The sequence below is a fragment of the Streptomyces sp. NPDC050704 genome (assembly GCF_040654355.1).
In the GTDB taxonomy this organism is placed as follows: Bacteria; Actinomycetota; Actinomycetes; order Streptomycetales; family Streptomycetaceae; genus Streptomyces.
The window spans coordinates 1-21,685 of the sequence record NZ_JBFAHW010000032.1; the positions used below are offsets into that span (position 1 = coordinate 1).

The 21,685-nt window shown below is 69.8% G+C and carries 19 protein-coding genes; 12 read left to right on the forward strand and 7 right to left on the reverse strand.

The window, feature by feature from the left end; all coding sequences use genetic code 11:
* Positions 1 to 109 precede the first annotated feature (109 nt).
* From AB0I18_RS20125 to AB0I18_RS20135, 3 genes are all read right to left on the reverse strand, one after another.
* Positions 110 to 313, reverse strand: coding sequence for a cold-shock protein (locus tag AB0I18_RS20125; protein WP_363106881.1), 204 nt, complete (start codon positions 311 to 313; stop codon positions 110 to 112).
* 248 nt (positions 314 to 561) lie between these two features.
* Complete coding sequence (locus AB0I18_RS20130) at positions 562 to 2,073, reverse strand: amidohydrolase (protein WP_363106960.1); 1,512 nt, start codon at positions 2,071 to 2,073, stop codon at positions 562 to 564.
* A gap of 17 nt (positions 2,074 to 2,090) precedes the next feature.
* A complete protein-coding gene (locus AB0I18_RS20135; protein WP_363106882.1) occupies positions 2,091 to 2,717 on the reverse strand; it encodes an FMN-binding negative transcriptional regulator in 627 nt (208 codons plus the stop codon).
* Positions 2,718 to 3,091: 374 nt separating this feature from the next.
* Here AB0I18_RS20135 and AB0I18_RS20140 point away from each other — a divergent pair, with 374 nt between their 5' ends.
* From AB0I18_RS20140 to AB0I18_RS20175, 8 genes are all read left to right on the forward strand, one after another.
* Positions 3,092 to 3,241 (forward strand): hypothetical protein, encoded by a 150-nt coding sequence (locus AB0I18_RS20140; RefSeq protein ID WP_363106883.1) that lies wholly within the window; start codon positions 3,092 to 3,094, stop codon positions 3,239 to 3,241.
* Between the two features lie 280 nt (positions 3,242 to 3,521).
* A complete protein-coding gene (locus AB0I18_RS20145) occupies positions 3,522 to 6,452 on the forward strand; it encodes a glycosyl hydrolase 115 family protein (protein ID WP_363106961.1) in 2,931 nt (976 codons plus the stop codon).
* A gap of 315 nt (positions 6,453 to 6,767) precedes the next feature.
* Positions 6,768 to 7,478 carry a LuxR C-terminal-related transcriptional regulator gene (locus tag AB0I18_RS20150; RefSeq protein WP_363106884.1) on the forward strand — a complete coding sequence of 237 codons (711 nt, stop codon included), beginning with the start codon at positions 6,768 to 6,770 and terminating at the stop codon, positions 7,476 to 7,478.
* Positions 7,479 to 7,550: 72 nt separating this feature from the next.
* On the forward strand, positions 7,551 to 8,552 hold the full coding sequence (locus AB0I18_RS20155) for an aldo/keto reductase (protein ID WP_363106885.1): 1,002 nt from the start codon (positions 7,551 to 7,553) through the stop codon (positions 8,550 to 8,552).
* 44 nt (positions 8,553 to 8,596) lie between these two features.
* Positions 8,597 to 8,974, forward strand: coding sequence for a VOC family protein (locus tag AB0I18_RS20160; RefSeq protein ID WP_363106886.1), 378 nt, complete (start codon positions 8,597 to 8,599; stop codon positions 8,972 to 8,974).
* Positions 8,971 to 9,579 (forward strand): short chain dehydrogenase, encoded by a 609-nt coding sequence (locus AB0I18_RS20165; RefSeq protein ID WP_363106887.1) that lies wholly within the window; start codon positions 8,971 to 8,973, stop codon positions 9,577 to 9,579. Before AB0I18_RS20160 ends, AB0I18_RS20165 begins: the two co-directional genes overlap by 4 nt.
* A 178-nt stretch (positions 9,580 to 9,757) precedes the next feature.
* Positions 9,758 to 11,020: a helix-turn-helix domain-containing protein gene (locus AB0I18_RS20170; protein ID WP_363106888.1), complete on the forward strand. Its 1,263-nt coding sequence runs from the start codon at positions 9,758 to 9,760 to the stop codon at positions 11,018 to 11,020.
* 239 nt (positions 11,021 to 11,259) lie between these two features.
* Positions 11,260 to 11,934, forward strand: a complete 675-nt coding sequence (locus AB0I18_RS20175) for a cutinase family protein (protein ID WP_363106889.1) — start codon at positions 11,260 to 11,262, stop codon at positions 11,932 to 11,934.
* A 170-nt stretch (positions 11,935 to 12,104) separates the two neighbouring features.
* On the opposite strand, the gene AB0I18_RS20180 is transcribed toward AB0I18_RS20175, so the two are convergent.
* Genes AB0I18_RS20180 through AB0I18_RS20195 form a run of 4 tightly spaced genes read right to left on the reverse strand, consistent with a single transcriptional unit; the run spans position 12,105 to position 16,975 of the window.
* Positions 12,105 to 13,247: an XdhC/CoxI family protein gene (locus AB0I18_RS20180; protein WP_363106890.1), complete on the reverse strand. Its 1,143-nt coding sequence runs from the start codon at positions 13,245 to 13,247 to the stop codon at positions 12,105 to 12,107.
* Positions 13,240 to 15,384 carry a xanthine dehydrogenase family protein molybdopterin-binding subunit gene (locus AB0I18_RS20185; RefSeq protein ID WP_363106891.1) on the reverse strand — a complete coding sequence of 715 codons (2,145 nt, stop codon included), beginning with the start codon at positions 15,382 to 15,384 and terminating at the stop codon, positions 13,240 to 13,242. Before AB0I18_RS20185 ends, AB0I18_RS20180 begins: the two co-directional genes overlap by 8 nt.
* Positions 15,381 to 16,373 (reverse strand): xanthine dehydrogenase family protein subunit M, encoded by a 993-nt coding sequence (locus tag AB0I18_RS20190; RefSeq protein ID WP_363106892.1) that lies wholly within the window; start codon positions 16,371 to 16,373, stop codon positions 15,381 to 15,383. Before AB0I18_RS20190 ends, AB0I18_RS20185 begins: the two co-directional genes overlap by 4 nt.
* Positions 16,370 to 16,975 carry a 2Fe-2S iron-sulfur cluster-binding protein gene (locus AB0I18_RS20195; RefSeq protein WP_363106893.1) on the reverse strand — a complete coding sequence of 202 codons (606 nt, stop codon included), beginning with the start codon at positions 16,973 to 16,975 and terminating at the stop codon, positions 16,370 to 16,372. Before AB0I18_RS20195 ends, AB0I18_RS20190 begins: the two co-directional genes overlap by 4 nt.
* Before the next feature lie 193 nt (positions 16,976 to 17,168).
* Between AB0I18_RS20195 and AB0I18_RS20200 the strand changes: the two genes are divergently transcribed.
* The 4 genes from AB0I18_RS20200 (at position 17,169) to AB0I18_RS20215 (ending at position 21,660) form a co-directional block, all read left to right on the forward strand.
* A complete protein-coding gene (locus AB0I18_RS20200; protein WP_363106894.1) occupies positions 17,169 to 17,765 on the forward strand; it encodes a TetR/AcrR family transcriptional regulator in 597 nt (198 codons plus the stop codon).
* A gap of 132 nt (positions 17,766 to 17,897) precedes the next feature.
* On the forward strand, positions 17,898 to 18,941 hold the full coding sequence (locus AB0I18_RS20205; RefSeq protein WP_363106895.1) for a methyltransferase: 1,044 nt from the start codon (positions 17,898 to 17,900) through the stop codon (positions 18,939 to 18,941).
* A 146-nt stretch (positions 18,942 to 19,087) separates the two neighbouring features.
* Positions 19,088 to 19,276 (forward strand): hypothetical protein, encoded by a 189-nt coding sequence (locus tag AB0I18_RS20210; protein WP_363106896.1) that lies wholly within the window; start codon positions 19,088 to 19,090, stop codon positions 19,274 to 19,276.
* A gap of 302 nt (positions 19,277 to 19,578) precedes the next feature.
* Positions 19,579 to 21,660: an ATP-binding protein gene (locus AB0I18_RS20215; RefSeq protein WP_363106897.1), complete on the forward strand. Its 2,082-nt coding sequence runs from the start codon at positions 19,579 to 19,581 to the stop codon at positions 21,658 to 21,660.
* The last annotated feature ends 25 nt before the right edge of the window (positions 21,661 to 21,685 follow it).

The window sequence follows — 21,685 nt, forward strand, 5'->3', positions numbered from 1 at the left end:
GGACCGCACCCACCCCCACTACGCATGTTGGCCCGCCACTGGGGGGGGCCGCCCCTCCTCATGAGATCAACGGGAGATCAACCGCGGCAGGACGCGCCTGCCGCCGTGATCACAGCGCGCGGACGCGCGAAGCCTGCGGGCCCTTGGGGCCCTGCACGACCTCGAACTCGACGTGCTGGTTCTCCTCCAGGCTGCGGAAGCCCGAGCTGTCGATCTCCGAGTAGTGCACGAAGACGTCCGGTCCGCCGTCGGCCTGGGCGATGAAGCCGAAGCCCTTCTCGGCGTTGAACCACTTGACGGTGCCCTGAGTCATTGCTGCTCCTTACAGGGGCTGGGTGAGGACTCGCACCGTGCGAGATCCCCGGCCGGTTAACGACGCGGCTGCTCCAGTTCCCTGGAAGACAAGCTTCGCGCCCGCAACATCGTTCTCTGCGAGCATGCGACTGACACAAACACACACATAAAACTACGACCACCTGCTACAACCGAGCCGCTGCCGGATTCATTCCCGCCCGCAGGATCAATGTTCGCGCCAACTTGATCCGTACACCCACACCCGGGTCAGACCGACAGGCCGTGGGTCCAGGCGCCGGCGAGCATGGTAGCGTACACCGGCATGTCGCGCAGGCTCCGGGCGTCCGCGGTGAGCGGGTCGGTGTCGGTCACCACCAGGTCCGCCCGGTCGCCGACCCGGATCAGCCGGCGACCCTGGGCGGATCCGGCGAGAGCGGCCGCCACCGGTATCCGCTGCTCCGGATGCCAGGCCGGGCGCTCGTCGCCGGTCCGGGTCACGGCGGAGGCGATGGTCAGCCAGGGGTCGAGCGGCGCCACGGGGGCGTCGGAGCCCAGTTCCAGGACGGCTCCGGCGGCGAGCAGGTCGGCGAAGGCGTAGGCCCGGTGGGTCCGTCCCGCCCAGTGACGGTCGGCGACATCCCGGTCCTCCACGGCGTGGGTGGGCTGGATCCCGACGGTGACGCCCAGCTCGGCGAAGCGCGGGATGTCCTTGGGGGCGAGCAGCTGGCCGTGCTCGATCCGGCCGTGGCAGCGCACCGCCTCGAAGGCGTCGAGGGCCATCTCGTTGGCGCGGTCCCCGATCGCGTGGACGGCGGGGACCAGTCCGTGGGAGGAGGCCCGGCGCAGCAGGGAGACCAGTTGCCGAGGAGTCAGCTCCTCCAGTCCGTGGGAGCCGGGGTCGCCCGGGACCGAGCCCGGATACGCCTCGTGGCACAGCGCGGTGCGGGTGTTGAGCGAGCCGTCGGTGAGCAGCTTGAACGGTCCGACCTCCAGCAGCCCTCCGGGAGTGTCCAGTATCCGGCCGGTCCGCAACCCGCCGCTGATCGCCGCCTCCAGGTGCGCGGGCCAGATGGCGGCCGCCACCCGCAGAGGCACGGTCCCGCCGGCCATCCGGCGGGTCCAGTCCGCGATGTTGTCGGCGTACTCGAAGTCGACGATGCCGGTGATCCCCCGCGCGGCCGCGGCGGTGCAGGCGTCCCGCACCCATTGGTCCGTCAACTCCGCCGGCGCGGAGGGCAGTTTGACCATGGCCTCGATGCACTCCTGCTCGCGCAGCAGGCCGGTGGGGTGGTCGCCGCGTTCCACCAGCGCGAGTCCGGCCGAGTTGAGCCAGGCGGAGTGCAGGTCCATGCCGATCAGCAACGCTGGGCGGTCCGGGACCACGGCGTCCAGCAGGTCCTTGTGCGGCGCGTCCGGCCACAGTCCGTCGCGGAAGCCGAAGCCGATCATCGCTTCGCCGGTCGGCAGGGCGGCGGCCCGTTCGCCCGCCGCCTGCGCCGCGGCCCGCGCCGAACCGGCTCCGGATACGTCCAGCCTGCGGCGCATTCCGGCCCACTGGACCATGTGTACGTGCGAGTCCCACAGGCCCGGCAGCAGGGTACGGCCGTCGAGGTCGAGGCTCTGTCCGTCGGCGCGGGGTGCCTCGCCCGGCGGGTGGACGGCCGTGACGAGGCCGTTCTCGATCCGGACGTCGCTCAGTGGCCCGCCCGCGCCGAGGTGGACCCGGCGCAGGGTGGTCGGCGGGGCGGTGGCGAGGGCGGCCGTCGTGGTGGTCGTCATCGCGGTGGTCACGGTGCTCACGGCTTCCTCCGGATGTCGCGCATGGCGCGGGCTAGGTCGGGATGGGCATACGGGTGGTCGGATTCGAGGACCTTGGTGAGCCGGATGACGGTGTCCTCGCGCTCGTCCTGGCTCAGCTCGGCCTTGACCGTCACGCGCGTGGCGGGCAGCCGGAATCCGGTGACGGCGGCGGCGATCCGGTGCGCGCAGGTGTCGACCCGGGCCGACCGCCACGGCTCGGGGCAGGGGTCCTCGAAGTGGTCGACAGTGGCGCACAGCACGTCGTAGGTGTCCGCCGGGTCGAGGACTTCGCGGCGGCCGTGGACGTGCGGGACGGGGAAGTTCCAGGTCGGGACGTGCGGTGTGGCCTCGTGCCAGACAGGCGAGAGGTAACCGTGCGGGCCCTGGGGTACGACGACGACCCCGTGGGAGCCGAGTTCGTGCGCCGCCGCGTCGGTCCGGGCGAGGTGGCCGAGCAGCGTGGGAGCGGCGCCCTGTTCTGCGTCGTCCACCAGAACGGGCAGGTGGGAGACGACCGGTCCGCGGTGTGCGGTGTGACTGATCAGGGTCGCCCGGGGACGGGCCCGCGCAAGATCACGGATCGCCCCGGGGCCGTCCACCCGGAAGATCTCCTGCTGCGGCATGTGCGCTGTTCCGTTCCGTCAGGTCTCACCGTGAGATCTCGCCGTCAGGTCACGCCGATGGATCTCATCGTCAGGTCACGCTGTCAGATCCCGCTTCAGACCTTTCGGTCAGGTCCCGGGGAAGTGGCAGGAAACCTGACGTCGGCCGTCGGTCGGCGGCACGGACAGCACCGGCCGGTGTCCGGCACACCGCTCCTGACTCTTCCATCAACACATGTGGAAGGCGCAACCGGCGGGTCGGGCTGGGAGGGTCACCCTGCGGCACGATGCGGCCGATGGCCCCGCGTCGGCGCGGATCCGGATCGGGTACGGCGAACGGCAGCGCCCGGCGTGTACGGGGGCGAGGGGCGAGGGGCGAGGGGCGAGCGTAGACGGTGTCCCGGTCGCCGTGCTCGACGATCCGCACGCGGTTCGGGATCTCGCACTCCACCACACACCGGCGCTTCACCGCGTGGAACAGGGCGGACTTCTGGCGGCGCCGGCTCGACGCCATGACCGAGGCGGCCGCCGAGCAAAAGGCCTGACCAAAGGCGCAAAACAGGCGTTCCGATCGCCAGGCGCACGACCCTGGACGCCCCACCCACGCTCGCTTAGAGTGACTCAGTAAGCGCTTTCTGCACGGTACATGCCATTGTCCGCAGAGCCCCCTTGCTCCTCCGTCCCAGCGAGTCACGCGACCAGTCCCGCCGGTGTGCCGCACGAGGAGCCGCCACGGGATTCGGCGCGGAAAGGTGATGTCCCGTGCCGCACACCGAGCCGCACAACGAGTCGAACCGGTGGACCCGGAAGTCGTTCCTGCGAGGCATGGCGGCCGCCGGCGCGGCCCCTCTCCTCCCGGCCGTGCTTCCCACGGCCGCCCATGCCGCGGAATCCGGCAGGGCCGCCTTCCCGCTGGTACGGGACGGTGCCGCGGTGGATCTGTTCGTGGACTCGGCGGACGACCCGGCCGTCGTCCGCGCGGCCGGCGACCTACAGGCCGACGTGGAACGGGTCAGCGGGGTGCGGCCGCGGCTGGTGCACACCGTGCCCGAGAAGTCCGCGTACGTGGTCCTGGTGGGCACCATCGGCGCGAGTCCGGTGATCGACCGGCTCATCGCCAGGGGCCGCCTGGACACCTCCGGCGTGGCGGGCCGCTGGGAGGCGTCGGTGACCCAGGTCGTGGACCGTCCGATGCCCGGGGTGCGCCGCGCCCTGGTGATCGCGGGGAGCGACCGGCGCGGCACGGTCTACGGCATCTACGACACCTCGGAACGGATCGGCGTCTCGCCCTGGTTCTGGTGGGCCGACGTGCCCGTGGCACACCAGGACACGGTGATGGTTCCGGACGGTCCGTTCAAGCGGCAGGAACCGTCCGTCCGTTACCGGGGCATCTTTGTCAACGACGAGCAGAACCTGACGACTTGGTCCCACCGCACGCAGGAGACCGACAAGAACATCGGCCCCGAGACGTACAAGAAGGTCTTCGAGCTGCTGCTCCGCCTGAAGGCCAACTACCTGTGGCCCGCCATGCATCCGTACTCCGACTTCTTCAACAAGCATCCGGAGAACGCCCAACTGGCCGACACGTACGGCATCGTGGTCGGCTCCAGCCACCCGGAGGCCCTGCTGCGCAACGGCGTGCACGAGTGGGCGCCGTGGGCGGCGGAACACCGGAACGCCGACGGGAGCCTGCCGGAGTACGACTACACGGTGAACCCGGACACCATCTCCGACTACTGGAGAGCCCGGGCGAGACAGAACGCCGCGTACGAGAGCAGTTGGACGCTCGGCATGCGCGGCCTGCACGACAGCGCGCTGGAGACGCGCCACGCGACCACGATTCCGGAGAAGGTCGTGGTGATGAACCAGATCATCTCGGACCAGCGCCGAATCCTCTCCGAGGAGGTCGGTACCGCGGCCGAGCCGCAGATCTTCATCCCGTACAAGGAGGTCCTGGACCTCTACAACAACGGCGTCCAGGTCCCCGACGACGTCACCCTGATCTGGCCGGACGACAACCACGGCAACATGCGCCAGCTGCCGGACGCGGCGGAACGGCGGCGCGCGGGCGGCAACGGGATCTATTACCACATCTCCTACTGGGGCCGCCCCAAGAGCTATCTCTGGCTGGACACCACCCAGTTGAGCAAGATCTGGCAGGAGCTGCGCCGGGCCTACGACCACCAGGTCGACCGGATGTGGATCATCAACGTGGGTGACATCAAGTCCATCGAGACCGGTCTGTCCTTCTGCATGGACATGGCCTGGGACGTGGACCGGTGGGACGCCGACAACGTCGAGGACTTCCTGGTCGAGTGGGCCGGGCGCCAGTTCGGGCGCCGCTACGGCACGGAGATCGCCGCCATCCGTACCGAGTACTACCGCCTGGCGGCGCAGCGGCGTCCGGAGTTCATCGACCGGGGCACCTTCTCCCTCGTGCAGCACGGCGACGAGGCGGGCCGTCGGATGGCCGCGTACCGGGACCTGCTGGAGCGCACCAGGGCGCTCGGCGCCAAACTGCCCGCGGCCTATCAGGACGCCTTCTACGAGCTGGTCCAATACCCGGTGCACGGCGCCTACTTGATGAACCTGAAGTTCGACTGGGCGGACCGCAACGCGCTCGCCATCCGGCAGGGGCGGGGCGCCGGGGCCAACCGTTTCGCGGACCTGTCCGACGCCGCCCACGCCGAGGAGGTGGCGATCACCAAGCGGTACAACACCGAGGTGGCGGGCGGGAAATGGGACGGGATCGTCAATCCGTACCCGTCACAGATTCCCAAGGCACCCGGCCGTCCGACCGTTGTCAGGGTCCCGTGGCAGGACACCTCGGGGCTCGCGGTGGCGGCCGAGGGGAACGAGACCGGGGCGGAACGCGCGCTCTCCTTCTCCTCGTACACCCGGGACCGGCGCTTCGTCGACGTGTTCAACACCGGTTTCCTGGCGCTGGACTGGAGCGCGGAGGCGAGCCATCCCTGGGTCCGGACGAGCACGGCGGGCGGCGCGCTCACCGATCAGACGCGGGTGTGGGTGGAGATCGACTGGGAGCAGGTTCCCGAGGGCCCGCACGACGCGACGGTCACCTTCACGGGCGCCGGGCAGACTCTGACGGTGCCCCTGCGGGTGCTCAACGACGGGGAACGGGCGCGGAGACGGGCCCGCGGTTACGTCGAGGCGCACGGCTGCGTCTCGATCGACGCGGCGCACTTCGACGGGCGGGTGTCGCGCAACGGCGCCCGCTGGCAGACCGTGCGAGGGCTCGGCCGACGCACGGCCGCCGTCCAGACTGTGCCGTCGACCGCGGCTCCCCTCACCGCCGACCTCGCCCCGCAGGGACCGGAGTTGCGGTACCGCGTGCTCTTCGTCAGTACCGGCACGTTCACGGTGACGGTCTTTCGCCTGCCCTCCCTCGATGAGCGCGGCAAGCGCCGGGTGGCCTTCGCCCTCGACGACCAGCCGGTCACCGTACTGTCCGGGCAGGCCGTCGCCACCGGAAACCGGGGCGACGCGTGGGCCCGCAACGTGGAAGAGGGCATCGAGAAACTCACCGGCACGGTGACCGTCACCGAGCCCGGCGAGCACGTCCTGCGGCTGCTCATGGTCGACGCGGCGATCGCCGTGGACCAGATCGTCGTCAACACCGGTGGCCTGCCAGCCAGTTACCTCGCTCCCCCGGAGAGCTACCACCCGTCCTTCAACCCGGATCCCGCGACGCCTCGGGACCAATGGTTCACAATCGATTCAGCGGAACTCGAGTAAAGACTGACCGCCAAAGTGATGGTTGGAATTTCATCGACAAACATCGTCCGCCTGTTTACCCCTCGAAGAGCTTGCGCGTGAGCTTCACCACGTTCGCAATGCAGGTCCTGCGCACTGAACTCACCTCCATCCGGAAGGCGGCAGACTACGAATAACCAAATGACAGTTCGGTGACGCCGGGCCATAATCCGAAATCGGCGTCGAAACGGGGGAAACGTCGTGCAGCAGATTCATGAGCATTTAGAAGTCCGAAGTCGGACAAGGAACGTGGGCACGCGGAGTGCCGCGAATCCGATCACCGCCTGCCATGCGGACATGGTCCGCGAGATACTGCGGCAGACGCTGGTCGAACTTCCGCCTTCGCACCGGAGCGTGCGGTTGACCGGCCGTTTCGCCACCGAAACGGTCACCCGACCCGACTCGGACCTGTCGCGCTTCGTGCGCACCGAGGTCCTCGGGCGCGGTCATGGTCTCCGGCTGCTGCTCACCGAGTCCACGTCCCTGGAACCGGGCGTCCGCCCCCGCCTGGCGCGCATCACGGCCGAGGGGGCGGAGATCCGCGTCTCCTCCGGGACACTGCCCGGTCTGGCCCTGCTGGCCACGGAACTGGCCATCGCCGACACGAAGCCCGGCCGGGACCGGCAGCCACAGGTCCTGGTCGTCCGCCGGGAAGCGACCACCGCGCTCTGCCGGTTCCAGCAGACGCTGTGGGACGAGGCCGCGGAACTCGTCCGGCCGCGTCACGCGGACCTCTCCGTGCGGCTGGACCCGGCCAAGTCACAGGTCCTGCGCATGCTCGGCTCCGGGATGAAGGACGACACCGCCGCGCGGCAGATGAACGTGTCCGTCCGCACCTACCGACGCCATGTCGCCGCCATCCTGAGGTCCTTGGGCGTCAACACCCGCTTCGAGGCGGGTCTCAGGGCCGCCGAACTGGGACTGCTGGACGCGGACCGGAGTACCCGGCAGGTCCCCGCGGCCGGTGGCGGCTTCCCGCCGGATCTTCTCTTCGAGGACGCTTGCTGATCCGCCCGGATCCCGCGCGGATACCGTCCCCCTCGGAACCGAACTCGCTCAGACCCCGAGGAAAGGACCGTGATGAGAGCTGACGACCTCGTGCCCCTGGGACGCACCGACCTTCGGGTCAGTCGTCTCGGACTGGGACTGGCCTCACTGGGCGGACTCTTCGCGCCCGTGTCGGAGGAGGCGGCAGCCGCCGTCCTCGACCGCGCCTGGCACCTGGGCGTACGGCTCTACGACACGGCACCCGTCTACGGCTACGGGCGCTCGGAGACCCGTACCGGTGCGGCTCTCACGAGAAGGCCCCGCGACGCGTACGTGCTCTGCACCAAGGTGGGCCGGCTCATCGAACCCGGCGGCCCCGACACCCAGCCGATCTGGGCCGATCCACCGGCGGGTGTGGGGCCGCGGCTGGACTACTCGTACGCCGGAGTGCTGCGCTGCGTCGAGGAGAGCCTGGAGCGTCTTGGACTCGACCGCATCGACGTGCTCCACATCCACGACCCCGACGAGGACTTCGCCACCGCCGTGGGTGAGGCGTACCGGGCGCTGGCCGACCTACGGGAACAGGGCACCGTCCGGGCGGTGTCGATCGGCGTCAACCATGCCCCGGTTGCCGCCAGGTTCCTGCGGGAGGCCGCTCCGCCCGGTCCTGACTGCGTCATGCTGGCCGGCCGCTACAACCTGCTCGACCAGACGGGCCTGGACGAGTTGCTGCCGTTGTGTGCCGAGCGAGCGACGGCCGTCATGGTGGCGGGGGTCTACCAGTCCGGGCTGCTCGCCGATCCGAGTCCGGACGCGCCGCACGGGTACGCCACGGTTCCCGCGCAACTGGCCGATCGGGTACGGGCGTTGCGGAAGGTGTGCCGGGCGTTCGACGTGCCGCCGCTGGCGGCGGCGGTGCAGTTCCCCTTCGGGCACCCGGCGGTCACGAGTGTGGTGGTCGGCGCCCGCGCTCCCGGAGAAGTGGCCGAGACCGTGAAGTTCTTCAACCACCCTGTCCCGCCGGACTTCTGGCCGGCCGTCAGGGCCGCGGGCCTGCTCTCCGAACGGGTCCCCACCCCGGACGCGAGGAGTTGAGCCGCAGAGGGGCCCCGAGTGAGCCCACGGTGCAGAATGACGGCATGGAACGTGTGACGGGCATCGGCGGCGTCTTCTTCCGGTCCGGCGCCCCCGAGGCGCTGGCCGACTGGTACGAGACCCACCTCGGCGTCGGGCGCCCACCGGAGACCTACGAGGAGCGGTCCTGGGAGACGGAGGCCGGGCCGACCGTGTTCGCGCCGCTGCCGAGCGGATCGGAACACTTCCGCGCGCCCGGACAGCAGTGGGCGATCAACTTCCGGGTGCGTGATCTCGACGCCATGGTGGCCCAGTTGCGGAGCGCGGGCATCCAGGCCGATGTCCATGAGCAGGACTACCCCAACGGCCGGTTCGCCGAACTCACCGACCCCGAGGGCACGCCGATCCAGCTCTGGGAACCCGCCGGAGCGGATTCCGTATGAGCCTGGACAGGACCGGCTCCCCGAAGGTACTGGTGATCGGGGCGACGGGAACGGTCGGCACCGCTGTGACCAGGGCGTTGGCGGCCTCCCATCAGGTGGTCGGGGTCTCGCGCGGTGGGCCCGTTCCGGTCGACCTGGAGGATCCGCCCTCCTTGGACGCGCTCTTCGCCGAGGTGCCGGACCTTGATGCGGTGGTGTGCTGCGCCGCCAACGGCCCGCTGATGGACCTGGAGACAGCGGCGGACGAGGAAATCACCGCCGGAGTGCGCGGCAAGTTGCTGGGCCAGGTGGCACTGGCCCAGCGAGCGGTGCGGCACCTGCGGGACGGCGGATCCATCACGTTGACCGGAGGCACCTTCGCCGCTCCGCCGGCCGGCGGATCGCTGGGGGCACTCATCAACTCCGGCCTGGAAGGCTTCGTCCGCAACGCGGCCGACGAACTGCCTCGGGGGCTGCGTATCAACCTCATCAGCCCTGGCTGGATCAGCGAGACCCTGCAGAGCATGGGCGCGGACGGGGCTGACGGCACGCCTGTCTCCGAGGTGGCCCAGGCGTATGTGAAGGCGGTGGAGGGCACCACGACAGGTCGGATCACACGTCCGTGACGGTCGCACGGGAGGTCCCACGGGACGGCCCGCCCCGGCGCCGCGCAGTCGGCAAGCCACGGACGAGCAAAAAGCGCCAGACCTCAGTCCGGATGCGCTTTTCGCGAGACAAGTCGGGTCCGTATCCGTACCGAACGGTGTCAACGGCCGAGCCGCAACAGCGGAAGGAGTGTCCAGGATGGATCCCTTCGCCGCCGTACCGCGTGCCCTCGCGGCAGAAATCACCGGGCACATGCGCAACACCCTTCAAGAGGTCTCCGAGGAGGTGGAGCGCGAAGTCCGCGACGGCGTACCGGAGTACTCACGTCCGTCCGACGACACCTATATGCGCACGCTCAGATCCGGTGTCGTGGGCGCCCTCGCCCTGTTCATCGACCGGATCGCCGAGCCCGGCCGTGACTGGGGCCGCGTCGCCCACACGTACGAGGAGATCGGCCGGGGCGAGGCGGTGGAGGGCCGCAGTCTGGACACCCTGCAGACCGCTCTGCGACTCGGTGGCCGGGTGGCGTGGCGGCGGATGGGGATGCTCGCGGACGAACTGCACCTTGAGCCGAACGTGGTGGCGGCGCTGGGCGAGGCGGCGATCCTGCACATGCACGAGATCGCCGAAGCCGCCTCGGCGGGCTACAGCGAGGAGCGGCTGCGCAACGACGGCGAACTGACCAGGCGCCGCAAGCGACTTCTCGATCTGCTGCTCACCGATCCGTTGGCCTCGCCCGAGGCCACACGGGAACTCGCGCATGCCGCCCGGTGGTCGATACCGCGGCGGGTCGCCGTCCTGGTTTTCGACGACTCCGCGCAGGACGACGACGACCGGCTGCTGCTGCCGGCCGGGGTGCTGGCCGACACCGACACCCGTCCGGCTCGCCTGCTGGTCCCCGATCCGGACCGGTCGGGCGCCTGGTCGGGACGTCCGCCGGTCCTCGCGCTGAGGGACAAGCCGACCGCGATCGGGCCGACGGTCCCGCTCGCCGAGGCCCCGGACTCGCTGCGCTGGGCGACCCGGGCCCTGGATCTCGTACGACGCAGGGTGCTGCCCCTGGAGAAGGGTGTCGTGCGGTGCTCCGATCATCTTCCGACGCTGCTCCTGTACGCCGACGAACCGCTGTTGCTCAGGCTCTCGCGCCGGATGCTCGTACCGCTCGGTGACGTTCAGACACCGCAGCGCGAACGGCTGGCCGAGACGCTGCTCGCATGGCTCCAGAGCGGCAACAGCGTCGCCGACGTCGCGACGCGACTGCACATCCATCCGCAGACGGTGCGCTATCGGATGCGCCAGTTGGAGAAGCTGTTCGGCGACCGTCTCCGCGACCCGCAGAGCCGATTCGAGCTCGAACTCGCTCTCCGGGCGGGGGCCGCGCCCGGTCAGCCGGGAGGCGGAGCCGTGAACGCGTCGGCCGGGCCGCCGCCACCCCCGCGACTGCGGTCCGCCGGCCCCTGACGTCGACGCGCGGCCGGGCGTCGTCTGTCGGACCGACGCCCGGCCCGCTCCGCCGCTGCTCCGAGCCGGTCTGCCGCGTGCCCGTACTCATTTTCGGAGAAAATTGCGGCCGCACACTGTCAATTCCTTCTCTAACGTCACACGCGCACGGCCACTTACGTTCTGGGGGAATCCCAATGGCAGCGCGGCCGCCTCCGCTTCGGGCGGCCGGCCGTGCACGACGTACAGAGGAATCCCCCATGCGTCAGTCCTCATCCCATGGTCGGCGACGACGACCTGCCGTACGCCTCTCGGTGGCGGCCGCGTTACTGGCCGGCGGCGGTGGCGTGGTCGCCCTCACCGCTCCGGGTGCATCGGCCGCCTGCTCCGACGTCGAAGTGGTGTCGGCCCGCGGCACATTCGAACCCGGAAATCTCGGCACGATCGTGGGTGACCGGGTGTTCTCCGCGCTGGAGAGGCGCCTCACCGGAAAGAACCTCACGAGCTACAAGGTCAACTATCCGGCGGACCTGAGCCTCACCTCGAACTCCCAGGGCAACACCGACCTGGTCAACCACGTGAAGAGCCAGGCGAGTTCCTGCCCGACTCAGAAGTTCATCCTGGTCGGCTATTCGCAGGGCGCGAACGTGGTGGACAACTCCATCGGCATCAGCAGCGCGGGCGCGACGGTCGGTGGCCCGATCGTCGCCACCCTGCCCAACGACGTCGAACCGAAGGTCGCCGCGGTGCTGCTCTTCGGGAATCCGATCAGGGCCCAGGGAAAGAGCGTCACCGGCGTATACGCGAACCGCACCATGGATCTCTGCGCGCAGGGCGACCCGGTCTGCGAAAGGGGTGGCAACAACACACTGGCCCACCTGAGTTACGGCAACAACGCCGACGAGGCGGCCCTCTTCGCCGCCGGAAAGGTCTGACGGCCCAGCTCCTGAAGCGGCACTCGAAGGGGCACTGAAGTGCCCGGCAGCCTTCACTGCCGGGCACTTCGCCGTTGCCGTCGTAAACGGTAGCCGAGGTTGGCCAGTCGCTTGCGGTCCTCTTCCGTCAGACCCTGGCTGTCCAGCGAGGGGGAAGAAGCCCCGGCCCGTCAGGCGGTCGCCGCGGCGCTCCGCTCTGCCCCGTCGCGGTGTATGGGTGTCCGCGAGCCGGTCAGTGGAAGGCCTGTCCCGCCCCGCCGGGCGGCGACGATTTCCGCCGCGATGGACAGGGCGGTCTCCTCGGGCGTTCGGGCGCCCAGGTCGAGGCCGATCGGCGCACGCAGTCGGGCCAACTCCTCGTCACTCAGGCCGGCTTCGCGCAGCCGCCGGTCGCGGTCCGTCTGGGTGCGGCGTGAGCCCATCGCGCCGACGAACGCGACCGGCATCCGCAGGGCGACCGTGAGCAGGGGGATGTCGAACTTGGCGTCGTGAGTGAGTACGCACACGACCGTGCGGGCGTCGGTCGCGGTGCGCCGTAGATAGCGGTGCGGCCAGTCGACCACGATGTCGTCGGCTTCGGGGAAGCGGGCCCGGGTGGCGAAGACGGGACGGGCGTCGCACACGGTGACGTGGTGGCCGAGGAACTTGCCGGCCCGCACCAGCGCCGCCGCGAAGTCGATCGCCCCGAAGACGATCATGCGGGGCGGCGACACGTTGGACTCGACGAGCAGCGTGAGACCGCCCGGGCACTGCGAGCGGTCCTCCGCGACCTCCAGGGTGCCGGTCCGGCCGGCGTCCAGCATGGCCCGGGCTTCGGCCGCCGCCGTCCGGTCCCGCTCCGCGTGATCGCCGAGAGTGCCTTCGTACGATCCGTCGGTACGTACAAGCAAGGCCCGGCCGAGGAGTTCGGCCGGCCCCCGGACGACCCGGGCGAGGGCCGCCGGATCGCCCAGGGCAGCGGCCGACAGCGCGGCCGCGAGTACGCTCCGCTCCGGCGCATTCGCGCGGACCGGCGTGACCATGATGTCGATCACCCCACCGCAGGTCAGCCCGACGGCGAAGGCGTCCTCGTCGCTGTAGCCGAACCGTTCGAGGACGGTCTCGCCGTCCTGGAGGGCCTGGACGCAGAGGTCGTACACCGCTCCTTCGACGCAGCCGCCGGAGACCGAGCCGATCACCGTGCCCGCGCTGTCGACGGCGAGGGCGGCGCCGGGGCCGCGCGGCGCGCTGCCGGTGACGGCCACGACGGTGGCGACAGCGAAGTCCCGGCCCTGCTCGGCCCAGCGATGCAGTTCCTCGGCGATGTCAAGCATCCCGGCCTCCCGTATCCGCCGCTCCCCCGCCCGCCATGAGGACGCGGTCGGGCCGGATGGGCAGGTGGCGGTGGCGTACGCCGGTCGCGTGCCAGACCGCGTTGGCGATCGCCGCCGCGGCGCCCACGATGCCGACCTCGCCGATGCCCTTGATCCCGACCGGGTCGTCCGGGTCCGGGTCGTCCACCCAGTCCGCCTCGATGAGCGGTACGTCGGCATGTGTGGCGACGTGATAGCCCGCGAGGTCGGCACCGACCAGGCCGCCCGATGCCTGGTCCCGGACGGCTTCTTCGTGCAGGGCCATGGAGATGCCCCAGGTCATGCCGCCGACGAACTGGTTGCGGGCCGTGAGCGGGTTGACGATCCGGCCCGCCGCGAAGATGCCGAGCATGCGGCGCACGCGGACCTCGCCGGTGGTGGTGTCGACGGCGACCTCGGCGAACTGCGCCCCGAAGGAATGCCGTTCTTTCGGGGCCAGGGCGCCGATGGCTTCGGCGGTGTCCGACCGCACCGTGATTCCCTCCGGCGGGATACCGGTGCTCAGGGCGAGCCGCTCCCGCAGTTCGTCAGCCGCGATCTTGATCGCCCAGCTCCAGGATCGGGTGCCCATCGAGCCACCGGCGATCATCGCCGGTCCGAAGTCGCTGTCTCCGATGTGTACTTGGACGCGGTCCGGTGTCACCTCCAGCGCGTCGGCGGCGAGCAGGGTGAGCGCGGTGCGGGCCCCGGTTCCGATGTCCGAGGCACTGATCCGCACGGTGAAGGTGTCGTCCGCTTCTGCCGTCACGGCCGCCGTCGACGGCATGGCTCCCGCGGGAAAGGACGCCGCCGCCGTGCCGGTGCCGAGCAGCAGGCGCCCTTCCCGGCGCAGGCCGGGACGGGGATCCCGGTCCGCCCAGCCGAACCTGCGGGCGCCCTCCCTGAAGCAGGCGAGCAGGTTGCGGCCGCTGAACGGCAGCCCGGACACGGGCCCCCGCTCGGGCTCGTTGCGGGCGCGCAGCGCGATCGGGTCGATGCCGCACTTCTCGGCGAGTTCGTCGAGCGCCGACTCCAGCGCGAACGACCCCGGCGTCTCGCCGGGTGCCCGCATCCACGTCGGGGTCGGCACGTCGAGCCGTACGACCCGGTTGACCGTGTGGTGCGCATCGGCGTCGTACATCACCCGTGACGACACGGAGCCCGGCTCGACGAACTCGTGCACGGCCGAGGTGAGGCTCAGCGAGCGGTGCTCCAGCGCGCGCAGCCGTCCGTCGGCGCCGGCGCCGAGCCTGATCCGCTGCACCGTGGGGCTCCGGTAGCCGACGAGCGAGAACATCTGACGGCGGGTCATGACGACCCGGACCGGGCGCTGGAGGACGGTCGCGGCCATCACGGCCGCCACCTGATGCGCGCGGACCCCCTTGCTGCCGAAGCCACCGCCGACGTGTTCTGACCGCACCCGCACCGAGGCCGGGTCGAGCGAGAACAGCTTCGCGAGATCGCCCACGACCCAGGTGGCGCCCTGGTTGGAGTCGACGACGTCGAGTCGGCCGCTGTCCCAGTGGGCCGTCGCCGCATGCGGCTCCATCGGGCTGTGGTGCTCTTGCGGCGTGGTGTACTCCGCGTCCAGGACGACGGCGGACGCGGCGAGTTCGGACTCCAGGTTCCCCTTCCCCGTCACCGCCGGCGGCAGGTGGCCGTCCAGCGGGTACGTGTCCGGGCGTCCGCCGGAGAAGGCGACGTCGTGCGGCTCCTCCTCATAGGTCACGACCAGCGCTTCGGCGGCCTCCCTGGCCTGCTCGGACGTCTCGGCGACGACCAGCGCCACAGGCCAGCCCGCGAACGGAACCCGGTCGTGCTGGAAGAGGGCGACGGTCGGATCCGGCGGGGCACCCAGCATGCCGATGTAGTCGCTGTCGACCCGCGGGGCGTTCTGGTGGTGCAGGACGGTGAGCACGCCCGGCATCCCGAGGACGGGAGCGTCCTCCACCGACCGGATGCGGCCGCGGGCGACGGTGGACAACACCAGCCAGCCGTGGGCGAGTTCGGTGAAGGGGATGTCTCCCGAGTAGCGGGCCGTTCCGGTGATCTTGTCCCGGCCTTCCACTCGGGTGTGCGCGGTGCCGACAGAGGCCTTGATGGGCGTGGTGGTCGTCATCGGGTGGCCTCCTCGGTGAGTTCGGTCAGCACGGCCACCACGAGGTTGCGCATCAGTGTCACCTTGTATCCGTTGTCGCGCAGGGGTTCGGCAGCCGCCAGTTCGGCGTCCGCGGCGGCGGCGAACGCTTCGGCGTCGGCCGGTGCCCCGGTCAGCATCCGTTCGGCCGTCCGGGCCCGCCACGGCCGGGACGCGACCGCCCCGAACGCCAGACGCACCTCGCGTACGACACCGTCGCGGACATCCAGCGCGGCGGCGAGCGAGCCGATCGCGAACGCGTACGAGGCGCGCTCGCGCACCTTCCGGTACCGGGAGTGAGCGGCGACCGGGGCCGGGGGCAGGGTGACGCCGGTGATCAGCGCCCCCGGCGGCAGGGCGGTCTCGATGTGCGGGGTGTCACCCACCGGCAGATGGAACTCCGCCAGCGGCAGCTCCCCCGGCCCGTCCGCTGTTTCGTAGCGGACGACGGCGTCGAAGGCGGTGAGTGCGACGGCCAGGTCCGAGGGGTGGGTGGCCACGCAGTGCGTGGAGGCGCCCAGGATCGCGTGGTTGCGGTGCTCGCCCTCGATGGCGGCACAACCGCTGCCGGGGACACGCTTGTTGCAGGGTTTGGTCACATCGGCGAAGTAGCCGCAGCGGGTGCGCTGGAGCAGATTCCCGCCGACCGTGGCCATGTTGCGCAACTGCCCGGACGCACCGGCCAGCACCGCCTGCGTCAACGCCGGGTAGCGGCGGCGGACTTCGGGATGCGCGGCGAGGTCGCTGTTGGTGACGGTCGCGCCGATGCGCAGGCCGCCGTCCGCCGTCGACTCGATGCGGTCCAGGGGTAATTCGCGGATATCGATGAGCCGGGCGGGCCGTTCGACGCCGGTCTTCATCAGGTCGACGAGATTGGTGCCGCCGCCGAGGAAGCGCGCGTCCGGGTCCGCATCGAGCAGCGCGACCGCGCTGGACACGTCGATCGCGCGCTGATATCCGAACTCCCTCATGCCGCCCTGCCTTCCTGAGTGCGTCCCGAGAGTGCGCGACTTCGGGTCTGCCCCTCGACCGCGGCCGCGCGGGCGACCGCCTGGACGATGGATACGTACGCGCCGCAGCGGCACAGGTTGCCGCTCATCCGCTCGCGGATCTCGTCGGCGCTCAGTGGCGACGGCTCGGCCTCGGGCCGGACGTCGTCGGTGACGGCGCTCGGCCAGCCCGCGGCGTGTTCCTCGATCACCGCGACGGCCGAACAGATCTGCCCCGGCGTGCAGTAGCCGCACTGGAGGCCGTCGAGATCGAGGAACGCCTGCTGCACCGGATGCAACCGCTCGCCGTCGGCCACGCCTTCGATGGTGGTGACCTCGCGGCCCTCGGCCGCCACCGCCAACTGCAGGCAGGCCACGGCCCGGCGGCCGTCGAGCAGGACCGTACAGGCACCGCACTGGCCCTGGTCGCAGCCCTTCTTGGTGCCGGTCAGATCGAGCCGCTCGCGCAGCGCGTCGAGCAGCGTGGTGCGGTGGTCGACGGGCAGCGTGTGCTTCTCGCCGTTGATGTTCAAGGTGATGACGCTGGACGTCGTCGTCGACGACGGGGCTGGGGCTTGGGCCACGATCAGCCTTCTTTCGCGAATCCGGAGTACATGGAGGGGATCCGGCAGGGCTGCCGGATCAGAAGAGGCGCTTCGGCCGCATCCGCCGCTATAGTGGACTCTAAGCGGACAACTGTCCGCTACTGGGAAAACCTAACGGACAGCTGTCCGCTTAGCAAGACCGGGTTTGGCCACGAGCCCGCCAGGAGGACGAGTGCGGCAGAAGAAGGACGTACCCCTGCGCTCGGACGCGCAACGAAACCGCGAGCGCATCCTGGAGGTGGCACTGGCCGAGCTGACACGCTCCGCGGACGCCCCGCTGAGCGTGATCGCCAAGAAGGCGGGTGTCGGGCAGGGAACGTTCTACCGCAACTTCCCCAACCGCGAGGCACTCGTACTGGAGATCTACCGCCACGAGATGCAGCAGGTCGCCGATACCGCGGCCCAGTTGCTCAGGACCCGGGAACCCGACCAGGCTCTGCGCGAGTGGATGGACCGCCTTGCCCAGTTCGCCATGACCAAGGCCGGTATGGCGGACGCCATCCGCCAGGCCACCGGCGCACCGGGGACCCCGGCCAAACCGGGACACGCCCCGGTGACCGCAGCCGCCGAACTCCTGCTCCGCGCCAGCGAGGAGGCGGGCACCATCCGTCCGGGGCTGACCGGGGACGACTTCCTCCTCGCCATCGCCGGCCTCTGGCAGATTGATCCCCACGGGGACTGGCAACCACGCGCCGACCGACTGCTGGACCTCGTCATGGACGGACTGCGCGTGGGAGCACCTGGACCGCCTCGCGGTGGGCAGGCATGAGCACTGTTTGAGCAGGAGTTGCGGTTACCACGCTGCCCAGGTGCTGGAAAGGTCTGTCGGAGCCCCGACGCAGCACCTGTCACCGGCACAGCGCCAACACGCGTGCCCGGTAATTCCTGGAGATGAGACGAGTTGAGCACCATCGAAACGCGCGACGCCATCGGAGCCGCACCTCCGACCTCGTCCGAGGCCACGCTGATGACTCAGCTGCTGGCGGGCTTCCAGGTCTCCCAAGCGCTGTACGTCATTGCCAAGTTGGACGTCGCCACCAAGCTCGCGGAGGGGTCCCGGCCCATCGGGCGCCTCGCGGAGGAGACCGGCGCCGACGAGGACGCGCTGCGGCGCCTCCTGCGCACACTCGCACCGCTCGGCCTGTTCCGCCACGGCGAGCACGACACGGTCGAGGTGACGTCGTTCGGCGAGCTGCTGTCAGCATCGCACCCTGCCTCGCTGCGGGACGCTGCCCTGTACTGGATGGAGACGCACTACCAGCCGTTCAACGATCTGCTGGGCACTGTCCGGACAGGGAAGCCGGCCGCCGAGATCCTGTACGGGAAACCCTTCTTCGAGTGGCTGGCCGAGGACTCTGAGCGCGCCGCGCTGCTGACCGGCGCCATGGCGAACGTGACGGGCGGCCTGCGGGCCGGGATGTTCGACGGGTACACCCTGCCCGAGGGGCGGCTCGTGGCGGACGTCGGCGGCGCCGACGGCACCGTCATGGCCGAACTGCTCGGCCGCGACACGGACCGTCACGGCGTTGTCTTCGACCTGCCGCACGTCGTGTCCGACGCACACGAGACGCTGCGGGCACGGGGCCTCGCGGACCGTGTCGAGGTCGTCGGGGGCGACTTCTTCGACGCTGTGCCGACCGCCGACGTCTACGTACTGTCCTACATCCTGCACGACTGGGACGACGCGTCGTGCGGCAAGCTGCTCGGTTCGATCGCGCGGGCCGCGAACCCCGGAGCCCGGCTCGTGGTGATCGAGGCCGTTCTGCCGGCGGGAGACGCGCCGCATCTCGCCAAGATGATCGACCTGACGATGCTGGCCATGCTGACGGGCCGTGAACGCACTGCGGACGAGTACGAAACACTCCTCGGCGACGCGGGATTCACGCTCGACCGCATCCTGCCGACACCTTCACCTTTTTCGGTGATCGAGGCGACACTGCGCTGAGGCAACTCCGCGCCACGGGCACTCGCAAGCCGGCGCCAGGCGCCGGGTACCAGCCACGGGTGAGCACAACATTGAGCACCTGGTGACGTGTTGCCCGGGTGATCACTCTTGCCAGACTCCGACCACGTCTCCCTGCACCTTCCCCCGTGCATGTTCCGCCGGACGGCGGCGAGCCCGTCCACCTCGTGGGTGACACCTACACCACGCTGCTGAGGGCGACGCAGACCAACGGCGAATCACCGCGGGGACGCGGAAAGGTGGGCCCTCCACTCAACGAGGTCGACATGAAGGCGATGGCCGCAGTCGCCGACAAGTACGGATTCACCTTCGACTGATTCGACTGACGCCGTATGCGATGCGGCTCATTACAGGCCCGCACAGACTCGGGGGGCGGAACCACTCCTTTCCGCCCCCCGGGTCTGTTTCTGTCTCGCCGGGCTCGCGCTTTTCGAAGTGAGCAGGTTCTGGACAGTTTCTGAATAGGACCGCCATCGGCTTACGGCGTCAACTGCGGGTGCGCCGCCTGGAATTGGCACCCGCCTGCTCCTATACAGTTGCCGGAATGTGAACCGGTCCGGCGTACCCGATCCTGGCCGGGCCACAGCTCTCGCACCATGAAAAGAGGAGAGACAACGGCATGGCGAAGGAAGTTTCCGCCTCTGGCGGTCTGCTGGCCGACAAGCTGGCACATGCCCGGATGCGGATGTTCGTCGGCCGGGAAGATGAAATCGCCCTTTTCCGTGGCGCGTTGGACGGTAGGCCCGGTTCACCCCTGGTCATCGTGATGCACGGGCCCGGAGGCATCGGGAAGAGCGCTCTGCTGCACCGGTTCGCCGCGGAGGCACGCTCCATGGGCCGGCCCGTGGTGAACATCGACGCCTCCATGACCGACCCCTCCCCGACCGCCTTCGAGGAAGCGGCGGCAGAGGTCTTCGCCGTGGAACGCCCTGTCCTGCTGGTGGACGGCTTCGAGCGCTACCGGGACATGGAGGACTGGCTTCGCGACCGGTTCCTGCCCCGGTTACCGACGGGCGTGCTGGTCGTGCTCGCCGGCCGGCTGCCGCCCGATCCCCTCTGGAAGGCCGACCTCGGGTGGAGCGAGGTGCTTCAGGTCGCCCCCCTAAAGGAACTGGGCCCCAAGGAGTCGGCAGCGCTGCTCGCCTCGCAGGGCGCCGACCCGACGCTGCACGCCGAGCTCCTCGCTTTCGCCGCGGGCCATCCGCTCGCTCTGCGGCTGGCCGCCGAGGTAGCCGCGCACGAGACGAATGACAACGTTGTTTGGACCCCCTCACGTACCGTCGTCGAACAGTTGCTGTCGCATCTCGTCGGAGAGATCCCGTCTCCCGTACACCGGCGTGCCCTTGAGGTGTGCGGCCATGCGCTGGACACCACGGAGGACCTGCTGCGTGCCGTCCTGCCCGGCGAGGACGCCACCGAACTGTTCGCCTGGCTGCGTCAGTTGCCTTTCATACGCTCGGGCCGTTTCGGTGTGTACCCGCACGACGTGATCCGCGACTCGCTGGACAGCGACTTCCGCTGGCGCGATTCGGAGCGGTACAAAGCCATGCACCGCACGGTGCGCCGCCATCTCGTAGACCGCATCCACAACGCCCCCGAGAAGGAGGCGCTGCGCGCCACGGGCGCGTACAACTACATTATTTCCAGAGCGGAATGGATCAGGAAGTACCACGGCGGCCGGGACGAGAGCGGTGCCTACGAAGTGCCGCTGCGTCCGGACGACATCGACGACCTGATAGCGCTGACACACAAGACCGAGGGCGAAGAGAGCGCCAGGACCGTCGCCTTCTGGCTCAGGCGTCAGCCGGAGGCATTCCGGGTGCACCGCCGGTACAGCTCGGGAGAACTACTGGGTTTCATGGCCTGGTTACGGATCGACGCGCTCGACGACGATATCCGGGACGCCGACCCCGTCGTGGCGGAGGCATGGCAGTCCGTGTCCGCGACGGCTCCTGTGCGGCAGGGTGAGCACCTCGGTGTGGCACGCTTCATGATTCACCCGGCTACCCATCAACGCCCCTCCCGCTCATGGGATCTGGTGCACATCCGCATCATCTTCGAGCTGCTGCGGGCGAGGAACTGCGCCTGGTCCTGCGTCGTCATCACGCGGCCGGACTTCTGGGAGCCGCTCATGACGTACATGGATCACTTCCAACTGCCGCGCGACGCCACGGACACGGACTCAGATACAGATACAGATACAGACCCCGGTTACAGGCTGTTCTGCCACGACTGGCGCGCGGTGCACGTGGACGAATGGGCGGAGGGCATCGACGCACAACTGCTCAGCGGACCGCCGGGCAAGCCGGCCGACGAGCCGAGTACCCGGGTCAGGCCCCTGACCCGGGAGGAGTCGGACGCCGCGGTCCGTGATGCGCTGCGGTCCTGGCTCGACCCCGACGGATTCGTGGACAACCCCTTGTTGCGCTGCCGACTGGTGAAAGCACACGGTGGTGACGACCCCGTGGAGGCCCTGCGGGAGGTGATCGGCAAAGCCGTACAGCGACTGGAGGCCAATCCGCGTACGCGGCACCTGCATGCGGTACTCACGATGACGTTCCAGTCGTCGTCCACTCAGGAAGCCGTGGCACGACGGTTGAACATGGCGTTCAGCACCTATCGCAGGCACTTGGCACGGGCGGTCGACGAGGTGCGCGAGCGGGTGTGGCAGTGGGAGACACGGGGCCGCATTCCGGATTAGCCGCCGAAGCCCGTGTGCGTGGTGC

Coding starts and splice junctions, on each gene's coding strand:
- AB0I18_RS20125 (WP_363106881.1), bottom strand. CDS start 313: ATGACTCAGGGCACCGTCAAGTGGTTCAACGCCGAGAAGGGCTTCGGC.
- AB0I18_RS20165 (WP_363106887.1), top strand. CDS start 8,971: ATGAGCCTGGACAGGACCGGCTCCCCGAAGGTACTGGTGATCGGGGCG.
- AB0I18_RS20170 (WP_363106888.1), top strand. CDS start 9,758: ATGGATCCCTTCGCCGCCGTACCGCGTGCCCTCGCGGCAGAAATCACC.
- AB0I18_RS20160 (WP_363106886.1), top strand. CDS start 8,597: ATGGAACGTGTGACGGGCATCGGCGGCGTCTTCTTCCGGTCCGGCGCC.
- AB0I18_RS20190 (WP_363106892.1), bottom strand. CDS start 16,373: ATGAGGGAGTTCGGATATCAGCGCGCGATCGACGTGTCCAGCGCGGTC.
- AB0I18_RS20185 (WP_363106891.1), bottom strand. CDS start 15,384: ATGACGACCACCACGCCCATCAAGGCCTCTGTCGGCACCGCGCACACC.
- AB0I18_RS20175 (WP_363106889.1), top strand. CDS start 11,260: ATGCGTCAGTCCTCATCCCATGGTCGGCGACGACGACCTGCCGTACGC.
- AB0I18_RS20135 (WP_363106882.1), bottom strand. CDS start 2,717: ATGCCGCAGCAGGAGATCTTCCGGGTGGACGGCCCCGGGGCGATCCGT.
- AB0I18_RS20180 (WP_363106890.1), bottom strand. CDS start 13,247: ATGCTTGACATCGCCGAGGAACTGCATCGCTGGGCCGAGCAGGGCCGG.
- AB0I18_RS20150 (WP_363106884.1), top strand. CDS start 6,768: ATGGTCCGCGAGATACTGCGGCAGACGCTGGTCGAACTTCCGCCTTCG.
- AB0I18_RS20130 (WP_363106960.1), bottom strand. CDS start 2,073: ATGACGACCACCACGACGGCCGCCCTCGCCACCGCCCCGCCGACCACC.
- AB0I18_RS20215 (WP_363106897.1), top strand. CDS start 19,579: ATGGCGAAGGAAGTTTCCGCCTCTGGCGGTCTGCTGGCCGACAAGCTG.
- AB0I18_RS20155 (WP_363106885.1), top strand. CDS start 7,551: ATGAGAGCTGACGACCTCGTGCCCCTGGGACGCACCGACCTTCGGGTC.
- AB0I18_RS20145 (WP_363106961.1), top strand. CDS start 3,522: ATGGCGGCCGCCGGCGCGGCCCCTCTCCTCCCGGCCGTGCTTCCCACG.